General features: G+C 37.1%; 10 protein-coding genes. 1 reads left to right on the top strand and 9 read right to left on the bottom strand.

The window, feature by feature from the left end; translation table 11 throughout:
- Window positions 1-149: 149 nt before the first annotated feature.
- From I6U50_RS12405 to I6U50_RS12365, 9 genes are all read right to left on the bottom strand, one after another.
- A complete protein-coding gene (locus I6U50_RS12405; RefSeq protein WP_198639060.1) occupies window positions 150-1,727 on the bottom strand; it encodes an arylsulfatase in 1,578 nt (525 codons plus the stop codon).
- An 85-nt stretch (window positions 1,728-1,812) separates the two neighbouring features.
- Window positions 1,813-2,610 (bottom strand): endonuclease/exonuclease/phosphatase family protein, encoded by a 798-nt coding sequence (locus I6U50_RS12400; protein ID WP_198639059.1) that lies wholly within the window; start codon window positions 2,608-2,610, stop codon window positions 1,813-1,815.
- Window positions 2,611-2,621: 11 nt separating this feature from the next.
- Window positions 2,622-4,433: a DUF4091 domain-containing protein gene (locus I6U50_RS12395; protein ID WP_198639058.1), complete on the bottom strand. Its 1,812-nt coding sequence runs from the start codon at window positions 4,431-4,433 to the stop codon at window positions 2,622-2,624.
- 36 nt (window positions 4,434-4,469) lie between these two features.
- A complete protein-coding gene (locus tag I6U50_RS12390; RefSeq protein ID WP_198639057.1) occupies window positions 4,470-7,100 on the bottom strand; it encodes an alkaline phosphatase D family protein in 2,631 nt (876 codons plus the stop codon).
- A gap of 105 nt (window positions 7,101-7,205) precedes the next feature.
- The gene (locus I6U50_RS12385; protein ID WP_198639056.1) at window positions 7,206-8,804 is read right to left on the bottom strand and encodes an arylsulfatase; all 1,599 of its coding nucleotides are present in this window, start codon (window positions 8,802-8,804) and stop codon (window positions 7,206-7,208) included.
- A 380-nt stretch (window positions 8,805-9,184) separates the two neighbouring features.
- The gene (locus I6U50_RS12380; RefSeq protein ID WP_198639055.1) at window positions 9,185-10,642 is read right to left on the bottom strand and encodes a sulfatase; all 1,458 of its coding nucleotides are present in this window, start codon (window positions 10,640-10,642) and stop codon (window positions 9,185-9,187) included.
- A 14-nt stretch (window positions 10,643-10,656) separates the two neighbouring features.
- Window positions 10,657-12,060, bottom strand: a complete 1,404-nt coding sequence (locus I6U50_RS12375; RefSeq protein ID WP_198639054.1) for a sulfatase-like hydrolase/transferase — start codon at window positions 12,058-12,060, stop codon at window positions 10,657-10,659.
- 18 nt (window positions 12,061-12,078) lie between these two features.
- Entirely contained in the window at window positions 12,079-13,851 is a 1,773-nt protein-coding gene (locus tag I6U50_RS12370) for a RagB/SusD family nutrient uptake outer membrane protein (protein WP_198639053.1), read from the bottom strand.
- A gap of 12 nt (window positions 13,852-13,863) precedes the next feature.
- Window positions 13,864-17,007, bottom strand: a complete 3,144-nt coding sequence (locus I6U50_RS12365) for a SusC/RagA family TonB-linked outer membrane protein (RefSeq protein ID WP_198639052.1) — start codon at window positions 17,005-17,007, stop codon at window positions 13,864-13,866.
- Between the two features lie 268 nt (window positions 17,008-17,275).
- On the opposite strand from I6U50_RS12365, the gene I6U50_RS12360 reads away from it, so the two are divergent.
- Window positions 17,276-20,392 (top strand): glycoside hydrolase family 2 TIM barrel-domain containing protein, encoded by a 3,117-nt coding sequence (locus I6U50_RS12360; RefSeq protein ID WP_198639051.1) that lies wholly within the window; start codon window positions 17,276-17,278, stop codon window positions 20,390-20,392.
- Window positions 20,393-20,409: the final 17 nt, after the last annotated feature.

Below are 20,409 nucleotides of genomic sequence, written 5' to 3'. Positions count from 1 at the left end.
ATTTTTTGAAAGCTTTAATTATTTATATTGAAAGTAATTTCTTATAAAATTACACCTGATGATTATAGTGTAAAAAATGTGAGAGATCATAATGTAGATCTCTCACATTTTAATTGGCACGGCCAAAGGCTGTAATACCCCGAGGTAGTTTACTCCGAAAGTAATCCGTTTTCGATGGCCGGAATCCGAAACCGTTCTACTTCGGCATTTTGGTGTGCTTCTTTAAAAATATCGGCTGCTTTTTGTATAATTTCAGGATGGAGGTCAGCCAGGTTAGTGGTTTCAGCAGGATCTTCCTCTAAATTATATAGCTCCAGGCTAGGTTCTTCATTGTTATTGAGGTTTTTTCTAATCACCTTCCAATCATTTATTCGTATCGCAACTTGCCCGCCATATTCAGGAAATTCCCAAAACAGAAATTCGTGTTCTTCCTGTAGATCTTTTTCTCCCAGCAGTGTAGGTAGAAAACTAATACCATCTGTATCCTTTGGTTTAGGGAAACCGGTGAGATCTGCAAGGGTAGCCAGTACATCATATTGAGCTGAAATATGATCTGTTTTTGTTCCCGGTTTAATATGTCCTGGCCAGGAAGCTATCATAGGTACACGAATACCTCCTTCATTAACAAAACCTTTTCCGTAGCCGTATTTGCTTTTAAAAGGTTTGGCACTGTTAAACCAGGGAGAGTCTGAGCCGCCATTAAAAGTGGGACCATTATCGGAAGTGAAAATGATCATTGTGTTTTCGTAAATACCTTCTTCTTTTAATTGGTCTACTAGTTTACCAACATTTTCATCTAAATAAGAAACCATAGCCGCATAGGTGGCACGCGGATAACGAACCGGGAAATACCCTTTCTCTCCAAGATATGGTTTTTCATCCCCAAATTTTTCAACATAATAATCTACCCAGCGTTTGGGTGCCTGAAGGGGAGCGTGGGGGATGGGTGTAGCCCAATAGAAAAAGAAAGGTTTGTCTTTATTTTCACTAATAAAACTACTCATAGCATCATATATTAAATCCGGGGTATACTCATTTAGACTGTAGTTTTTATAACTATTTGGATCTAGTGGATTGGCTCCCACCGGCAGTTTAGTATTGGGTGCAATGGTATCGTTATTTAGGTGAACGCGGTTTTCATTTTTGTACAGGTGAACCGGGTAGTAGGTATGCGCCTGGCGCTGGTCGTTATATCCGTAGAAAAAATCAAAGCCCATTTTTGTGGGGATAGAATTTGTGTGTGGAGCACCTAATCCCCATTTCCCTGCTATTCCGGTGCGGTAGCCTTCTTTTTGCAGTAATTTGGGAAACAAAACAGTATTCTCCGGAACTGGGCGTTGGCCTTCCAGGGTAGAGTCCTGGATCACCGCTCTATAATCCCAGACTTTACCACGCTCCCTCCATTCATCATTTCCACGTATATAAGCATTTCCCGAATGTTTTCCTGTAAGTAACATATAGCGTGCAGGGGCACAAACCGGTGCGCTGGTATAATGTTGGGTAAACATCATCCCGTTTTTAGCCAGGGCATCTATGTTTGGGGTTTCAATTTTTTCCTGTCCATAGATCCCTAATTCGCCATAACCAAGATCATCTGCCAGGATATAAATAATATTGGGTTTAGTGTCTTTATTTTCTTTATCGCTCTCTTTTTCTTGCTTGTTGGCACAGGAAAAAAAGCTAAGAATTATAAGAGGCAGAATACCGGCTTTACGAAGTAGCTTCATATTTGGGATTTTAGGATTTAATGGTTACCAATTAAATGAAATTGGAATTTAAATATTAAAAAAATCGATTCGGCTTTATATATAATTAGGGTTTTAGCAGCTTTAAAACGCTTAATACCGCATTATGATCGGATGCAATACTATCCTGAATTACTTTGGTTTCAACAAGTTCCCAGTGATGTTTTGGGTAAAACATAACATAATCAATTTTTATATTTGGCTTGTTTGAAGGATAGGTGGGGACAGCACTTTTTTTATCGTAAGAGGCCTGCCAATTTTCTTCCAATAAATTTATGGTTGGGCTTCCAGGTATGTCGTTCAAATCGCCTGCGAGTACTGCTGGGTACTCCAGTTTATCGGTTAGCTTATGGATGGCCCGGGCTTGTTTTAGCCTGTCTTTACCTTCTTCCAAATGGTCAAAATGGGTGGCAATAAACTGTATGGTGTCTCCGGTAGTTGTTACCAGAGTGGCAAGTCCCGCCGCCTTTGGTTCGTTTTGAGGTGCATGGGGCAGACTTACATTTTCGGTTTTAATAAATGAAGTGCGGGACAACAGCCCTTCCCCGTATTCACCGCCATCATAATTCATTGCTTTTATAAATACAGGAGTTAATCCTGTTTTAACGGCAAGCTCGCTAAGGATATCCCTTTTGTTTACCCTGTTGGTTTTAAAGTCTACTTCCTGCAGGGCAACAAGATCTGGATTTGTTTTTTTTATTAAATCGGCAATAATATCCAGATCAAAATTCCCGTTGGTATTGGCACCGTGAAGAATGTTATAAGTAAGTACACGAACTTCGGTACTTTTTTCCTTCTGTGCAGTTCCATTAACTACACTAAACAAGCATAAAGCCAGGCTTAAAAATAAAATTTTAATTTTCATGGAATATGATTTTACAGAGAATTAAGTTTTTTCCGGGCCTGTTTTATAATTTCTGAAGCTGATGCCGTTTCAAGATGCTGTAAAGTAAATTGAGATTCGATCTCTTCAAGTTTCTTTAAGGCCGCTGTATTGTTGTTCTGTTTAAACTCATCTCTAAGAATCTGTAGTTTTTCAAAAGACTGAATTCCCGCCAGTAGTTTTTCAAATCGCAAAGAACTTCTTCCTTCAGGGTAAATAAAATAGGTATCCCCGGCGGCCCAGGTAGTAAACCTGCTATCTAGCAGTGGTTCTAATACCCAGCTGTTATAAGCCCAGCGTAAGAATCCATCTAAATTACTGGCCGATGCATACCAGGCGTACCATTCGGTTTCAGCGGGGCCGCTAAAAGTAAAACTGTTAGGTGAGGTATGACTGCAACTTGTATAAAAGGTTGAAATTTTGCCCGATTCCTTTCTTTGTTTCAAAACTTCGGGCGCAAAACTGCTTTCCATACTAAGGCAATAATCATCTACATAAGGATATAGTTCAGGATGTTTTGCACCGGCAAAAGAGATTTTAAAATTTTTATCGGCTTTATGAATCACTTTAATGGTTTCCTGCATGGTTTCCATAGGGCGTTCGTCCATCGCGATATAGGTTTTTTCAAACCAGCCTTTTTGTTTTAAATGCTTTGAAAAAGAAGATAACATGGCTACCCAAACTTCTTCATACAGTTCCTCACCGGGTTGGGTCTCCAGATATTGGGTTTTATTGGAAGCTTCATCAAAATAAGCAAAGGTAAGTTTCCAGGGAATCATGGTATAAGCATTAATTTGTTTGGTTACACCAAGATTCATCATAAACTCCACCCATTTATCAAACACATCAAAATTAAACTCCCATTCCCCATTCAGTTTTTTGGTCCAGCGCACCATAGAATTAAAAGGATCGTGGGTTTGGCCATCCCACGGACGGTCAATAATACTGGCGGTTATAGATTTACCTCCTGCATTGGCATAAGGAGTCATTTCTTTTTTAAGGGCATCAAAATGTGCCTTACTCCATAAATTGGTTTGATAATAGCGCGCTACTGCATAGGGGTTCTGCCAAAGATCTAAATGAAAATTCCAATCTTTAGGTTTGGGCAACACGCGCTCACTTACATTTATTGAAATTGGAAGTTTTTGAATTGTTTTTGATGCAGAGCGTATTTTTATAGTTCCGGAATACAAACCGGGACTTACATTTTCCGGTACTTTTATAGACAGCCACCCCGGTCTGCTAGTATTTTTCTCTACTTCTAAATTAGGGTTTATATGATCTATCACATCAGCTACAAGGGTAGAATCGAAGTTGGCGGGATTTCGATGTCCGCAGGCTCCTTTTCTGTCTTTATTAAGTTCATCGGTTAAAACATAGCGTACAAATGCGCTTTCCATATTATCTTTTGAAATACGGCTTTTTGTCGATTTATGTTGTAAATCTGAAAGTTCTACTGAAAGATTCAGATCTTTTTTTCCGGCAGAAACAACCCATTGTGCAGAAACCTTCTCGCCTCTCCAGGCTTGTAGTTCTATTTTTTTGGAAAGTGTATTTTTTGAAACAGGCTCTTCTTTTTTATAACGTTTATTGGTATCTCCCCAGCCAACTATGGTTTTATTGTTTTTTTTCCATTCCTGAAGTGGAGTAGAGGTAGGGTTGTCTAATTCGATATAAGAACCTAAGGGGAATTTTTTCTGTCCGGTATTTTGACCTGAGTGGGTAACACCTTCCGGCACCTGGGAAAACAAGCTTCCTGATAGGAAAATAAAGCTCAGTAAAAAGACAGGATTTAATGATTTCATGCTTAATTTTTTTAATATGCTAAGTTTTAGCCTAATTTAAGATTTGTAAGTATTTATTTGTTTAAAAGTAGTATTATTTTCCTTAGCTACCATATTTTTGAAAATTTTGCTTTTAATTTCTTTCGAAAAGAAGATTTTTACGGTATAAGTTCCTTTCGCAAAAACTTTGGGCTTAAAATTTATAGTATTTATTTTAATGGAATAGATCAATTCATTTTTATCATTAAATACTGAAATTACCGGTTTTAGGTTGGTTTTAAATCTCAATTCGGGTAACCAGGCTGTAGCTTTTCTAGCATAATTATCTTGCTGGGAAATGGTAATTGGCCATCCGGGATTTTGATTTTCGGGTGTTGGTTTAACAAGTCGCGGCCAACATTCAGTTTTAATAGTCCTTTTTTCTTTATTAAAAGTAACCAGGCCATAACCGGTTGCCCGTTGACTAAGGATTTTAGGTTCTTGTGTGCTTTTATGCGGATTGGCAACGGCTAGCACACTTAATTTATTTCCAAAACCATCAATAAAATCGCCGGTATAGGATGGCTTTTTAAAAGTATGTTTAGAGAAATCTACAGGCGGCCAAAATCTTCTGGGCCAAATATTATTTAAGGCAGGCCCGGCAAAGGCATAGCCGCTATCTCCGTGATTTTGTACTCCATATTGAATGAATGATCCCAAATGTTGGTCTCCCGCTATATGAAAGGCAAAAGCCTTTCTAATAATTGTAATAGCTTCATCCCGTTTGTTGGCCGGCCAACCATTACTGTCCATATCTACCGTAAAGTCATCACCTTCTACATATTTCCCTTTTTCAGGAATAGCAAGCGATGGTACTACCTGATCGGTCAATTCATTTTTAGGTAGTGTAGCAACGGTAGCAAAGTTGGTTTGAGATAAGACAGCTTTCATTTCTGCGCCATTTTCCCAATCCTCAACCCAATCTTCTAAAAATTTGTGCTGACGTTTGCCCAGTAATTTAGCTTCTATATTTTTATGCTTTTTTATATCAAAATCGGGATTGGTAATAAAGCCGTTCCACACTTTTGCTTCTTTGGGGAGTACATTTTTTGGAGCCGATTTAAATTTACGATCTTCCAATATGGCAAAGCTAATTCCGCCATAATTCCAATGTGTATAATAAACATTTATGCCTTGCTTTACCGGTGTGGGATCAAATGGATCTGGAAGGTGGCTGGTTTGGGTAAACTGGATCATATTTACCCAATCTGCCGGCATTTTATAACCTCCCGAATCCTGGGCAGCAGCTCCAAAGTTTTTACTGGTATCGGCATTTTTTCCACTTTCACCCCAAACATTTCCGTGATAAACATCATGGTCGTCGGGTATTATTGCACAGGGCTTGTGCCTAAATAGCTCGCGATAGGACCACCCAAACATATACCATTTTCTAAGATAATCCAGGCTGGTTTCCTCCAGGTTTCCGTTATAGGTAGCACCAAAGCCTCCGGTGCCTTCATAAAATTGATCTCCCAAAAACATTATAATATCCGGATTTAAAAGCCCCATATTGCTTACCACATCATTATCGGGAAAACCATAATCAAAATTGCAGCTAAAAACAGCCGCTTTTACTTCTTCTTTTTTTTTAGGCTCCTGGGCAATTGTTCCTTTGTATTCATATCTAATCGTTTCATTTTTTAAGGGAATTTCGGCTACTACGCGATAAGGTATAGCTTCCTTAAATTTCCATTTTGGGACTACAAAATTTATGGCACGGCTGGAAGCTTTAAAACTACTTCCAACTTCAGGTAATTTTGTAGATTGCTCCCTTTGCCATTGTCCGTCTTTAAAAAATTCCAGGTATACTTGATGCCCGTCAATAGCTTCAAAAGGAGTACACTGGGCCGTTAGCTTTAATTTCTGATTGTGAAGTGTATATTGTGCAAAACAAATAGGGCCAAATAACTGAGTTTTTTTTGATTGAAGTTTTTCAGAAGAAATCTCCCAATCTGCAAAAGCCACAAAGTCTTCAGAAGTGCTTTCTGTACTTTCAATATGGGACAGAAGAGCAAAATTACCTGCCAGCGATTGTGAAGGCAGGTTTATACTTTTATCAGAAAAAAGTTTATTGCCGGTGGCTAAATCTTTAAGTGTAATTTCTAAAAGGTACTTATTATTTTGAGCTAAGGCTTTTATTTTCAGGTTTAGTTCTTTAGGCCAGGATTCTAATGAGGTGGGGATTAAAGTATCTCCCACTTTAATATCACCAGCGGCGGAAAGACCAATATCAACACCCTGCCCAAAAACTGCTGAAGAGCGGTAATCTTCAAAACGACCTTTAGCGCCCAATCGCATTCCTATACAAGAGCCTTTCCCCATTTGAAATCCGGCTTCAGGTAAATGAATGTTAACCTGGGTTTGAAATGTTTCCGGGGTATCAGGTTTTTGTAAAGTTAATAGGTGTAGACTACGGTTTTTTGCTTTTACCTTACAGATTGCTTTAGCATCTTTTAATTGCCAATCCTGTAGTCTATTTCCCCAGTATTCAGGACCAATCCATTTCATGTCTGGCCAATTCTCCCAGTTACTTCTGAATATAACCTCTTGTGGCTTACCCCAAAATTTTTCTAAATTTAGGGCACCTGGGATAAAAGCGGGCGCTATAGCTCCTAAAGAAATGGTCTTTATATATTTTCTGCGATCCATGGTAATTGATTAATGCTTTTTTTATAATGTTTTGTAGAACCTAAAGGTTGTGTGAGATTGTTTGATTTTTAAGTTATTTGTAGGCTAAGATGAATTGTAGATGCATTATCTTACAAAGTTGAAGTTCCTACCATAGCTTATAGAACCATTTATTAAGTCTCCATCACATTTTTGAATCAACTCTGCTTTTAAAGCTTCTACTTTTTCAGGATACTGTTTTGCAAGGTCTTTAGTTTCCTTAAAGTCATCAGGGAGATAATATAATTGGAATATTTTTTTGGGAGCAAAGTATCTAAGCTTCCATCCGTCCTTTGTAATTAAAGCGGGTCCCATAAAAGAAGCAAAGGCTATAGAATTATGTTCTTCAGCTTTTTCTGGATTGCCAGGCATTAACTCATTAAGATAAGAAACGCCATCTTTGTTTTCTTTAAGTTTAACATCAAGCATATCTGCCATTGTTGTCATAAAATCGTAGTTTGCAACAAGCTTTTGAGATTCTGTACCCGATTTTAGTTTTTCAGGCCAATAAAAAAATAGTGGTACTTTAACACCACCATTCCAATTACTACGTTTAAGACCGGCCTGGCCTTTATTCCCATTAAAAATATCGCCTCCAATTTCACTATAGAATTTATCTTTGATATTGTTAAAAGGTTCACCTGTTTCTATATTTTTATATGGCTTTGCTGTTCTTCCTTCGTAATTATAATAAAGTTCATGGCCATTATCTGATGAAAATACGATCATTGTATTATTTGCGATTCCCAGGGCTTCCAGCTCATTTAAAATAACCCCTAAGTCATCGTCTAATCTTTTTACCATAGATGCGTAGGCTTTTTCTATTTGGGTAAGTGAATCATTAAAGGCTACCTCGGGATGAATAGCGGGTATGGCTACAGGGCCGTGAGGGAGTTGTGTTGAATGATATAAAAAGAAAGGTTTCTCTTTATTATCTCTAATAAACTTCAACATTTTATTTAAGAAGAGGTCTTGTGAATAGACCGTTTTACCATTTAAGTTCCAACGGTCTCTTTCCTGAGATTCATTAGATCCAGATTCTCCGGTTTTGGCGGCATCCGGGTGGGTGTTACCCGGAATAGCCACTCGTTTACCATTTTCATGTAAAAACATGGGATAAAATCCGTGCGCCTGGGTATGATCGTAGTAGCCATAATGGTAATCCCATCCATGATTATCCATTTGTTTGGCAGTGGTTAGAAAACCATAGTCTAATTTGCCTATTTGCCCTGTAACATAATCTGCTTCTTTAAAAATTTGAGGTAGATACACAACATCTGGCTCTTTACCAATAGCGGAATTGATTGCCTCTTGAATTGCTTCGTCCTTGGTTGCATCGGTTGCAGATTCTTTATACCCTTTCCCGGAAGTGAGCACATATTTATCTTCCCGGCAGTCATTATATCCGGTAAGAAAAGTGGCCCTTGAAGGGGCGCAAAAAGTACTGGAATAGGAATTGTTAAATACAACTCCTTGCTCTGCCAGCTTATCTATATTGGGGGTGGTAAAATATTTTTGACCATAATAAGAGAGGAGTCCCTCCCCTAAATCATCGGCCATGATATAAATTACATTGGGTTTATTAACATTCTGTGATTTATTTTTTTGAGCTTGAATAATGGGGGCATTAAAAAAGATCAGTGCCCAGGTACTACTGATGATTAATCTTAAAATTTTAGTTTTCATAGAATTATTAAATGATTTTTATTCCAATATTTTTAATACAAATGGGTTAACTGAGGGCTTAATAGATATAATGTAATACTAGCGATGTAGCAGTCTTTCGGGGAAGTTGTTGTACTGTTTTCTATTTCATGTTCTAAAAGGGCGTCATTTTTCTCTGATTTTTTGTAGCATCTTTTAATTGCCAATCCTGTAGTCTATTTCCCCAGTATTCAGGACCAACCCATTTCATGTCTGGCCAATTCTCCTAATTACTCCTAAATATAACCTCTTGTGGCTTACCCCAAAACTATTCTAAATCTAGGGAGCCAGGGATAAAAGCGGGCGCTATAGCTCCTTAAGAAATGGTCTTTTTATATTTTCTGCGATCCATGGTAATTGATTTAATGCTTTTTTACAATGTTTTCAAATTGTTGCTTTTCGACCTCCGGATTATATTCCGGGTTATTTTTGTTGGGAATCGGTGCTGCAGTAATTTCAAGCCAATTAGCTAATTTTTTTTGAAGAAGATTTGCTTTTTGTGGATTATCGTAAAAAAGATTATTTCTTTCTCCAGGGTCTTTTTTAAGGTTATATAATTCCCATTTGTCATCTTCATAATAATGGTGTAATTTCCAGTCTTCAGAAATAACCACCGAACCTGGTCGAGTCCTGAATATAGGATCCCTACCATCATCTCTTTTGGGATTATAAGCTTCTAAATAAATTGGGAAATGGAAAAATAAATCTTTTTTCATTACTTGGTTATCCCTTAACATCTCATTCAAATCATAACCATCTAAGATCATTTTCTTTTTTTTTGGTTCTGCGATTTGTTGTAGGGTAGGATAAAAATCTAACTGCGAAACCCGGCTTTCATTTTTTGTGCCGGGTTTAATTTTCCCCGGCCATTTTATAATCAACGGGATTTTAATTCCACCTTCATAATACGAACCTTTACCGGCTCTTAAGGGAAATTGTTCGGAGATAGCTCTTACTCCGCCATTATCAGATGTAAAGATGATTATTGTGTTATCATTCAAATTAGATTCTTTAATTTTCGAAAGTAATTTTCCTATATTTTCATCCATAGAAAATATCATGGCAGCGTACTCGGGATTACTTTGTCTTTCCGCTCCTGTTTTGTCCTTAAATTTTTTAATAAGATTTTCTTTTCCCTGCAGTGGCGTGTGGACTGTGTAATAAGGTAGATATAAAAAAAATGAAGTATCTTGATATTTTTCAATAAAGGAAATAGCTTCCTCAGTAAGTCTATCTGTTAAATACTCTCCTTTTGGACCATCCTTAATATTTTTAAGGTTGTAAGGAGAAAAATATCCGTCCCTTCCGGGGTTTCCTCGTCCATCCCCAGCTATGTTTATATCTATTCCCTGACTTGCTGGATCCTCTCCCACGTGCCATTTTCCAAAACTACCAGTGATATAACCTGCAGATTTAAGCATTTCTGGTAGGGTATAAATACTGTCGTGAAGATAATCTGTATTTTCAGTAGGTATAAGCTTTCTTAATTTCACATTTCCGCGAGCGGAGGGGCTTACCGTGTACACTCCGTGACGAGGAGTGTTTAAGCCAGAGAGCATACTTGCTCTACTCGGGGCACAGTTTGAAGCACCGGCATAGGCATTTTTAAATATCATTCCTTCCTTAGCCAATGCATCTATGTTGGGCGTTTCATAGTAATTGCTGCCCATATACCCCAAATCTTTCCAGCCCAGATCATCTACATTTATTAAGATGATGTTGGGTTTAGTTTCGAATTTTGATTGCTTATCAATAGAATTTTTACAAGCTTGTAAAAAAACAATAAAAGATAGAAAGTAAAACAATTTTTTTTTTCTCATTAATTATTAGTGGATTAGGGTTTGTTAACTTCTGGTTGAGTTAGTTGGTAATTCCAATCGTATTTGTCTACTTGTCTTTTTCTCCACTTGGGACCTTCTAAAAAAACCGGATGTGGTAAGTTTAGATCCCAGTTTCCAAGTTTTTTTAGCAATTCCTGAGTTTTATCCAGATGCTCTAAGACAACATTATTTTTTTCAGAGATATCCTTCTCTAGGTTATAGAGCTGTGGCAATCTATCTGGTAAGCGTATTAATTTCCAGGCACCTTCTCTAATGGCTGCATTAACAGTAAAGCGCCATTTTAATTGCCTATTTTCTAAAATTCTTTTGTCTTCATTTAAATAAGGGATAAGATTTTTACCTTCAAAATGATCTATGTTGCCCCCAGCTAAGGCTATAAAAGTAGGCGCAATATCTAGTGATGTAATTGGCTCTTTAAAAATTTTACCTCCAGAAATTGCTCCAGGCCAATTTATTAAAAAAGGAATACGAATCCCACCTTCTAGCAAAGTGCCTTTGGCGCCTCGATATGGAGCATTTAGAGAAGCGTTAACGCCTACTGGCCCACCATTATCACTTATTAAAATTATTAATGTATTTTCACGAATATCCTGGTTTGCAAGTTCATTAATGATTCTACCAATATTAACATCCAACCGATGAATCATCGCAGCGTAAGTTCTCCGTTTCTGATCTTTTATGTTTTTATATCTTTTTAAGTCCTCTGGAGTAGCTTGCATAGGAGCATGAGGAGCATTAAAGGAAGCATAAAGGAAAAAAGGTTCCTCTTTATGTCTTTTAATAAAAGAAACGCATTCATCCCCCTTATCATCCGTAATGTAAGTGATTTTTTGAGTGGTTTTATAATTTGATTCTATGGGAGCTAAATAACCTTCTCCATGAGGATCAGCTACAAAATAATCATGCCCACCACCGCGATAACCCCAAAATTCATCGAAGCCTCGATTTAATGGATGGAAATGATCTTCATATCCCAAATGCCATTTTCCAATTATGCCATTTATGTATCCTAAATCTTTAAGATAGTCAGCAATTGTTCTTTGGTCTAAAGGTAACCCTAAAAAATCAGGATTAAAACCAGGTTGATTTTTACCTAAATTGTTATCAAATCCAAATTTTACTTGGTTGACCCCTGTTAAGAAACCAGCACGAGAAGGTGCACATACAGGTGAGGTTACATAACCTTGAGAAAAAAACACACCAGTTTTTGCAAGCTGATCTATATTCGGTGTTTTAATTTGCTTGCTTCCTGTAATACCTAAATCTCCATATCCCAGGTCGTCAGCAACTATTAGTATTAAATTTGGCTTTTTTTTACCTGTCGTCTCCTGAGCTTGAGTATATATTGCTAATGATAGTAAGCAGATGAACAGTGTTTTTTTTAGTTTATATCTCATTAGATTTGAATAAGTTATTTATTCGCCCCAACCAGGATTTTGCTCTAGAGCAGGATTAAGTACCAATTCGTTGGAAGGGATGGGATATAGATAATAGTAGTTCGGAAACTCTCCTGTTGGTTTGCCAAAAATAGTAACATATCCTTTTTGTGTACCATTTTGAATGTCCAAACGATCTCCATACTTTGAATTATCCACCCATCTTCCCAGTTTTTCTTCTTGTGTATATTTCATTTTTTTCCATCTTCTCAAGTCATCAAAACGAAAACCTTCACCCATCAGCTCGACGGCTCTTTCCCGGCGTATTTCCCATAGAGTAGGATTAACCTCAGGATCACGAGTAGGATCAGAAGGCTCAGACCCCACTGTTAAAGGAGCTACTGCGCCTCTTTCTCTTAATCTGTTAATTGTTTGATCGGCAATAGCTTGGTCAAATTCTCCTAACTCGTATTTTGCTTCCGCATAATTCAGAAGAACTTCCCCCATTCTAAAAACAGGTTTGTCATTTATATCTTGGTTTTGGATATACAGAAGTTCATTGTAATACTTAAACAACTTATATCCAGTAAAACCTGCGTTATAGCCTTGCCCATTATTAAAATCCCTGAAATGCGGACTTTCTCTTACAACTAGTCCTCGCCAATTTACCGAAGGCAATGTTTTATGCTCGTCATCAGAAAGCTGAGCCATAATATCTATATACTCTCTATCTTTGGGATCACCGGTGAATTCCCACTTTGAAGTATTTTGACCATCGGGGATGCTATTTACCTTAAAAGGTGGGGTTATGGTATAATACATCCTGTGATCACGATTTCTAAACTCACTATAAGGATCTTGATCTCCCGAAAAAAGAGGACTAGTCCATCTAGTTTCACCATCTGTCATTAAATATTTATCTGCTGCTTTTTTTGTTAAGTCCCAGTTTCCGGCAGAATTACGCATTCTAGAGGTTAAGAAATGAGTCTTAACACCAGTGTTGTATTCATGATAAAGTATAATGCCCGGAACCCCGGCTAGAGAGTTACTGTTAAAAAGCTTATCGTAATCAGGGTATAAATTAGGAAAAGCTTGAATTAATTTTTGCGAAGCTATAGCACTTTCTTGTAAGTAGTTTTGAGAATTACCTAAGTTATGGTATTTTCTCCAGGTTCCTTCAAATAAACCAAACCTTGATAATAGAAATCGTACTGCGTGTATTCCAATTGTATTAGGCCCATCTCCTTCAGGCTTGATATTTTCTTCAGCATATAGAAGGTTCTCTAAAATATTTTGAGCAATTTCATTTCTAGGAGTTCTAGGAGCATTCAATTCCTCAGAGTTTTCTGAAAGAGTTTCTTCAATCCATGGGATCGCACCATATTTTTGGAGTAGATTGAAATACTCATAGGATCGAAAAAAATAACCTACACTTCTCCAGTGTCTAACTTCACTCTCTGTAAGGGAAGAAGACTCCAAATTCTCCAGCATTAAGTTTACCCTTCTGATGCGATTGTATGGGCCTGCGTAATTCTCGCTTTTTGTAGGAACTATTATTCTTTGCCAGATCCAATCAGACATTCCGTTGTCGTTGCTTCTCAGAAACAAGTCTCCATTCCATTCGGAGTTAACCACGCTTAAATCATATCCGGGTAGACTGTTATAAAAATCCCAGGCATAGGTTTTAAAATTTGAATAAGTAGTAAAGGTATTCTTTACAACCAATTCATCTTTAGGAAGTTTATTTAAAAAATCATCGTCACATCCGTAAAAAAAGAATAGTGCTGAAAGTATTAATAAAATTTTTTTCATAATTTTTAATTTTTAAAAAGTAACATTAATTCCCAGTGCATATTTTTTCAATAGTGGATAATTACCTCCATTTGAGATATTATTGAATTCGGCATTTAGCCCATCAGGAAGTTTATCTTTATAGAATAAATTTTCACCTGAGGTGAAGACCCTAACACTTTCGATGAATATATTTTTAAGCAAATTTTCTGAAAGATTGTAGCCTACGGTGACATTATTTAATCGAATATACGAACCGTCACCTAAATATTTTGTTTGCGTTCTTCTGCTATATGGATAATTACCGCCTCCCAATGGATAAACTCTAGGGTAATATGCATCTTGGTTATTGGGTGTCCAATAGTCAAGTTGGTGGTCATAAACAACTGAGAACTCTCCTCTATAAGGAAATACTAAATCATTGTTCATCCAAACATCTCTTTTTCCCACACCTTGAAGGAAAAAAGAAATATCAAAGTTCTTGTAAGAAGCTCCAGTTCTTATTCCATAACGATAGCGCCTAGTGTTATTCCCAATGATTTTACGATCGCCAGGATTGTTTAACGTGTTATTACCATTGTTAATTATCCCATCACCATTTAAATCTTTATACATTACATCTCCAGGATTGGGGGCTATTCCCTCCGGTTTTACAACACCGTCTTTTAAAACTCCATTTTGAAGGTTTTCATTAAGGCTTCCTTCAATAAAATCATCAACTGTATACTTACCATTGCTTTCGTAGCCCCAAATTTCTCCAATTTTTTGTCCTTCATAGTATTGCCCAAGTAGCCCTTCTTCGTTATCAAATTTTGTAATTTCTGATTGGCTATCACTTACATTAAATGCAATGTAGTATGAAAAATCTCCGAGCTTATCGCGCCATTTCATTTCAGCTTCCCATCCGATAGATTTCAGATTAGCTACATTTTGAACTGGGGCAGCTGCTCCAAGTACTGCGGATAATTCAGCTCCTGGGGCAATCATATCTACTGTCTCCCTTTTAAAGGTATCGAATGATCCTGAAAGTCTGTTGTTAAAAACACTTATATCCACACCTAAATTACTAGTTCTTGCTGTTTCCCAGGTGAAACTTGAACTAACAAGTTGGGGACTGGAAAGAGTTACAAGCCTCAGCCCAGTTGCAGGGTCTATCCAAGAAGAATTTATTGCAGCTAGTCCTGGAATTGACGGATATAAATTGAGTGCGCCATTATTAAATCTTATATCCTGATTTCCTATTTCACCATAGGAAGCTCTGAACTTTAACATTGAAACTTTACTATTTAGGTTTTCAAAGAATTTTTCCTTCGCTATATTCCAACCTATAGATGCAGATGGGAAAAACCCCCAGCGATTGTTTTCCGGAAATCGAGAAGATCCATCATAGCGTCCATTCAATTCTAGGAAGTATTTTTCAGCAAAATTGTAATTGATTCGACCAAAAACACCACGAATAGACCATTCTCCATATGAGTCATCTGAAGTTAATACTCCTGTTGCTTGTGATAATGAAGGTAAGTTAGGATCAATCAAATTGGTTCTTCTAGCCCAGTAGCTTTCGTTTCTTTGCTCCTCTTGATTGTAACCTACTAATAGATTGAGGTTATGTCTATCGATATTTTTCTCGTAATTTCCATAAATATTGATAGCATGATACCTGCCTTCTCCAGTTTCTTTCCTAAAAAAGGTATTTTCTGGACTTACACTATTAAGACTGTATCGCTCTGGATTCGCAGTAAGAACCTGTTTATCTACATTTATTCTTTTATGGGAGTTGTAACCATAACTATATTCTCCGGTTAGACTAAGGTTTTTAAATGGAGAATATTGCAATTTAGTGAAAACTCGCAGATTATCTCTGGTTGTTTCTCGCGGAGGATTTATTCTTTCTAAATTACCGGGAGTTTCAAATGGAACTAAAGTTCCATCTTCTGTTTCAAAATTGCCTAAAGGTACGTACGGAGGGAAAGTAATTGCATTATAGTAATTTCCAAACGGATCTTTGGTAAGAGAATTTAGATAATTGACATTTAAATTTAATAGCAAATTAGATGTAACATCCAGACTATAATCGGTGTTAAAAGTATACTTTTTAAAGCTGTCGTTGTCGGTAACAATAATGCCATCTTCATCACTAAAACCCGCACCTATTCTATATTTAGAATTTTCACCGCCTCCTGTGATACTTGCGTTGTGAATTTGAGATATTCCGGTATCACCATAAAAGTCTCCAATTACATCAGTTTCCGTGAGGGGGTAGGTGACACCTCCCGTTTCAGTTTGTCCATCAGGGAAATTTTCTGGATTCTGACGATACTGCTCTAGAAGATTTACCCAGGTTGGAATATCTTGTCCAGTCCAAAAACCTACGGTGCCCCAATCGTTCAATGCATTTATAAAGTCAAAAGTAGAAGCTTTTTTGGGAAGCTCTGTTGGTTGATCAAAACTTGTGACAGAAGAGTAACTTATTTTTGGATCTTGATTTTTATTTCCGGATTTAGTGGTGATCAATACCACTCCAAATGCTGCTCTAGCCCCGTAAATAGAGGAGGCTGCGGCATCTTTTAAAACAGTAATACTTTCAATATCTCGTGGATTAATATTATTAATGGACATTGGAACATTATTAACTAGTACGAGAGGTTCACCACCATTTATAGATTCAAAACCACGAATTTGTAGATCCGGATTTGTTCCTGGTCTACCTGTACCCGAAGTAATTTGCAAGCCAGGAATAGTTCCTTCTATTGCGCTTGTTGCATTCGAAAGCGGTCGGCCTTCTATCATCTCATCCATATTTATTGTAGACACAGCTCCAGTGACATTTTCACGTTTTTGACTTCCAAAACCAACTACTACAACTTCTTCTAAGGCAGAGGCGTCTTCTTCTAAATCGATATCGATTTCGTTTCTGCCATCTACTTTAACTTCTTTAGTGGCATAGCCTAAAAAACTAATCTCTAAAGTTGCATTCTTAGGTACTTCAATAGAATAATTTCCATCAAAATCGGTCATCGTTCCGTTAGAAGTACCTTTCTCAATAATATTGGCACTAGGTACGGGGATACCCGTTTTTGCATCTAGTACCGTTCCCGTTACAATAATGTTCTCCTGGGCATAGACCCCTGAAAACATTAAGCAAAAGAAAAGTACAAATACGTAGCTGTTCTTCATAATTACTTTGGATTTTGTTAGTTATTGGTTTAATAAATTTTTATAACGAAAATAAAATGTTTCGTTAACGTTGTGCTAATATATTGAAATTAATTAATTAACAAAAAATTATTAAAAAAATTTAGTTTTAGGTAGTAGTTGGGGTGATGTGTTATCGTTTAATGAAATGTATCTTCGGTTTTATAAGACTAGGAAGGTTTTTTTAGGAATATAATCTTCTTAAAACATAAAAATATTTTCGTAACATTGCTTTTTAAATTTAAAAAGTATGTTAAAAAGAAAGTTTTTTGCAATTGTCCTTGCTGTGTTTTGTGGGGCTAATGCTTCCGCACAAAAGGAAGAGATAGATGTGTTTCAAAATCCAAATTATCAGGAAGAGAATAGACTTCCTATGCGATCTTCTTATTTCCCATTTGAAAATAAGGAGCTGGCACAATCTGGAAGTAAGTCGGCTTCCAATCGCTTCTTAGATCTTAATGGGACCTGGAAGTTTTTTTGGACAGCGCATTATGATAATATTCCGGAAAATTTTCAAAACGAAGATTTTGATGATTCCGGTTGGGACGATTTTCAGGTGCCGGCCAATTGGGAATTCAACGGATATGGAACCCCTATTTATGTAAACCATCCTTTTGAATTTGCGGTAGACGATCCAAACCCTCCATTTATAGAAAATGAAAAACAACCGGCCGGAGTTTACCGTCGTAACTTTTCATTACCGGAAGAATGGGAAGATCAGCAGGTTTTTCTTCATTTAGGTGCGGTGAAATCTGCATTTAAACTTTATGTTAATGGTGATTATGTAGGGATGGGAGAGGATAGTAAGCTAGAATCAGAATTCGAACTTACCCAATACCTAAAGCCCGGGGATAACCTTATTACGGTTGAGGTGAGAAGATGGCATGATGGGAGTTACCTGGAGGCGCAGGATTTTTGGCGTATTAGCGGAATACAGCGAAATGTTTACTTGTATTCACGACCTAATGTTCATTTCTATGATCTGTTTGTGAAAAGTGGATTGGTTAACAATTATAGAGATGGAAATTTAAGCTTTGATATTGAACTCTGGAATAGAACAGACCTGGAGCAAGGTGAACATAAGGTTGAGGTTGAGTTAAAAGATGCAAATGGTTTAAGCCTTTATAAAGAGACACAACAAGCTATTGGCTTAAAAAGAAAACTAGGGAAAACAATTTTACGCTTTGAACAAGAATTTAAAAATGTTAATTCCTGGTCTGCGGAAACCCCTTATTTATACGATTTAAATATAAGCCTAAAAGCTCCTAATGGAGATGTTATTGAAAGTATTAATCAAAAAGTTGGTTTTAAGACTTATGAGGTTGTAGGAAATGAATTTTTGGTAAACGGTAAGCCGGTTTTGTTTAAAGGAGTGAATCGTCATGAGTCGCATCCCGAAACACATCACGTGGTCACTGAAGAGCAAATGTTAACCGACATTAAAATAATGAAGGAGCTTAACATGAATGCGGTAAGGTTATCTCACTATCCAAACGATCCCAGATGGTATGAGTTGTGCGATGAGTACGGCTTTTATGTTATTGACGAAGCAAATATTGAATCTCACGGGATGTACTACAACCCTGAGCGTACACTTGGAAATGATCCTGAATGGGAGCACGCCCATATGCTAAGGATTAAACGAATGGTAGAACGGGATAAGAACTTTCCTTCTGTTGTGGCATGGAGTATGGGGAACGAAGCAGGAAATGGTTATAATTTTTATAAAGCCTATAATTGGCTAAAAGCTTTTGATCCCACCAGGCCGGTACAATACGAGCGTTCTACGACCGAGTGGAATACCGATATTATTGTTCCGCAATACCCGCACCCAATGAGCATGAAACGTTATGCTGAAAATGGATTGGATCGCCCTTATATTATGAGCGAATATGCACATGCTATGGGTAATAGTATGGGGAATTTTAAAGAATATTGGGAAGTAATTGAAGAATATGACGGCTTGCAGGGCGGTTATATTTGGGACTGGGTAGACCAGGGGATTTATAAAGAAGTAGATGGCAAGAAAATTTTTAGCTACGGTGGCGATTGGGGGCCGGAAGATGTGCCGAGTGATAACAACTTTTTAATTAACGGGGTTATTATGCCCGATCGTACCTGGAATCCACATGCCTACGAAGTTAGAAAAGTACACCAGGAGATAGGTTTTCAATTTAAAAAAGAAGAAAATGTTATAGAGATTTTTAATAAATATTTCTTTCGTGATTTAGCTAATTTTAAATACGAAATTAACTTACTTAAAAATGGGGAGATTGTAGAAACTACTAAAGTTGATCCTATAAGTCTGGCACCACGTAATAAAACCCAGGTGGCACTTGGGTTTAATGTGCCTACTGATACTGCTGCCGAATACAGGCTGCACGTGCAGGCTAAACTAGCAACTAAAGAAAGTTTAATGAGCGCCGGTACGCTTTTGGCCGAGGATGAATTTCAGATTACCAATGCGGTTTCTATGGCCCCTGCTTTAAGCACAACTGAATTTAAGGTAGAAGAAACTGATGATGAATTGAGACTTTCTAAACGTGGTTTTTCTATTAAATTCAATAAAAATACAGGTAGGTTCTTTGATTATAAGTTCAAAAGAAACATTTTGATCGAAAAAGGACCTGAGCTTTCTCTTTTTCGTCCTTTAGTTGATAATGATTTTGGTGGTAGGTTAAACCAAAATTTAGATTATCTTAAAGAACCGGGGGTAGAAGTTAAAAAAATAACCCATAAAGCAAATTCTGAAGGAGGTTATGAGGTAAAGGTGCATTTTAACTTGCTGGATGGCGATGCCGGGTTTACTCAAACCTATGAAATATATGATGATGCAAAAATTAAGGTTTCCAATAATTTTAAAGCTTTAAAAGGAGATCATAAACTTTTAATGAAAGTTGGAAACTCTTTAGAATTGCCTAAAAATCTGGAGAACTTTAGTTGGTATGGTAGAGGGCCATGGGAAAGTTATGCAGATAGAAAGTATAGTGCTATGGTTGGAGTTTATGAAGGTTTGGTAGAAGATCAATATCACCCATATGTAAGACCTCAGGAGTCGGGAAATAAAACAGATGTTAGGTGGGCTAAAGTTTCAAATGGAAGAAGCATCGGCGTTAGAATAGATTTTGTAGATAAACTTTTAAACGTTTCTGCACTTCCATATTCTTTGGAACAACTTTACCCTTCTTCTGAAAAAGATCAGGAACACTCTGCTTTGTTAGAAAAAGATGATGTGGTACACCTGGATATAGATCTTATGCAAATGGGGGTAGCAGGAATTAATAGCTGGGGAAGTTTAGCCTTAGAACAATACCGTGTTCCTTTTCAGGATTATGAGTATTCGTATATTATTTCTCCTATAGAGTAAGTATTTAAAAGTAAAAA

Source organism: Salegentibacter maritimus (genome assembly GCF_016236975.1).
In the GTDB taxonomy this organism is placed as follows: domain Bacteria; phylum Bacteroidota; class Bacteroidia; order Flavobacteriales; family Flavobacteriaceae; genus Salegentibacter; species Salegentibacter maritimus.
The sequence above is the reverse complement of the archived record's forward strand: the minus strand, read 5'-3'. Positions and strand labels throughout refer to the sequence as shown.

Coding starts and splice junctions, on each gene's coding strand:
- I6U50_RS12380 (WP_198639055.1), bottom strand. CDS start 10,642: ATGAGAAAAAAAAAATTGTTTTACTTTCTATCTTTTATTGTTTTTTTA.
- I6U50_RS12375 (WP_198639054.1), bottom strand. CDS start 12,060: ATGAGATATAAACTAAAAAAAACACTGTTCATCTGCTTACTATCATTA.
- I6U50_RS12360 (WP_198639051.1), top strand. CDS start 17,276: ATGTTAAAAAGAAAGTTTTTTGCAATTGTCCTTGCTGTGTTTTGTGGG.
- I6U50_RS12390 (WP_198639057.1), bottom strand. CDS start 7,100: ATGGATCGCAGAAAATATATAAAGACCATTTCTTTAGGAGCTATAGCG.
- I6U50_RS12395 (WP_198639058.1), bottom strand. CDS start 4,433: ATGAAATCATTAAATCCTGTCTTTTTACTGAGCTTTATTTTCCTATCA.
- I6U50_RS12370 (WP_198639053.1), bottom strand. CDS start 13,851: ATGAAAAAAATTTTATTAATACTTTCAGCACTATTCTTTTTTTACGGA.
- I6U50_RS12400 (WP_198639059.1), bottom strand. CDS start 2,610: ATGAAAATTAAAATTTTATTTTTAAGCCTGGCTTTATGCTTGTTTAGT.
- I6U50_RS12365 (WP_198639052.1), bottom strand. CDS start 17,007: ATGAAGAACAGCTACGTATTTGTACTTTTCTTTTGCTTAATGTTTTCA.
- I6U50_RS12385 (WP_198639056.1), bottom strand. CDS start 8,804: ATGAAAACTAAAATTTTAAGATTAATCATCAGTAGTACCTGGGCACTG.
- I6U50_RS12405 (WP_198639060.1), bottom strand. CDS start 1,727: ATGAAGCTACTTCGTAAAGCCGGTATTCTGCCTCTTATAATTCTTAGC.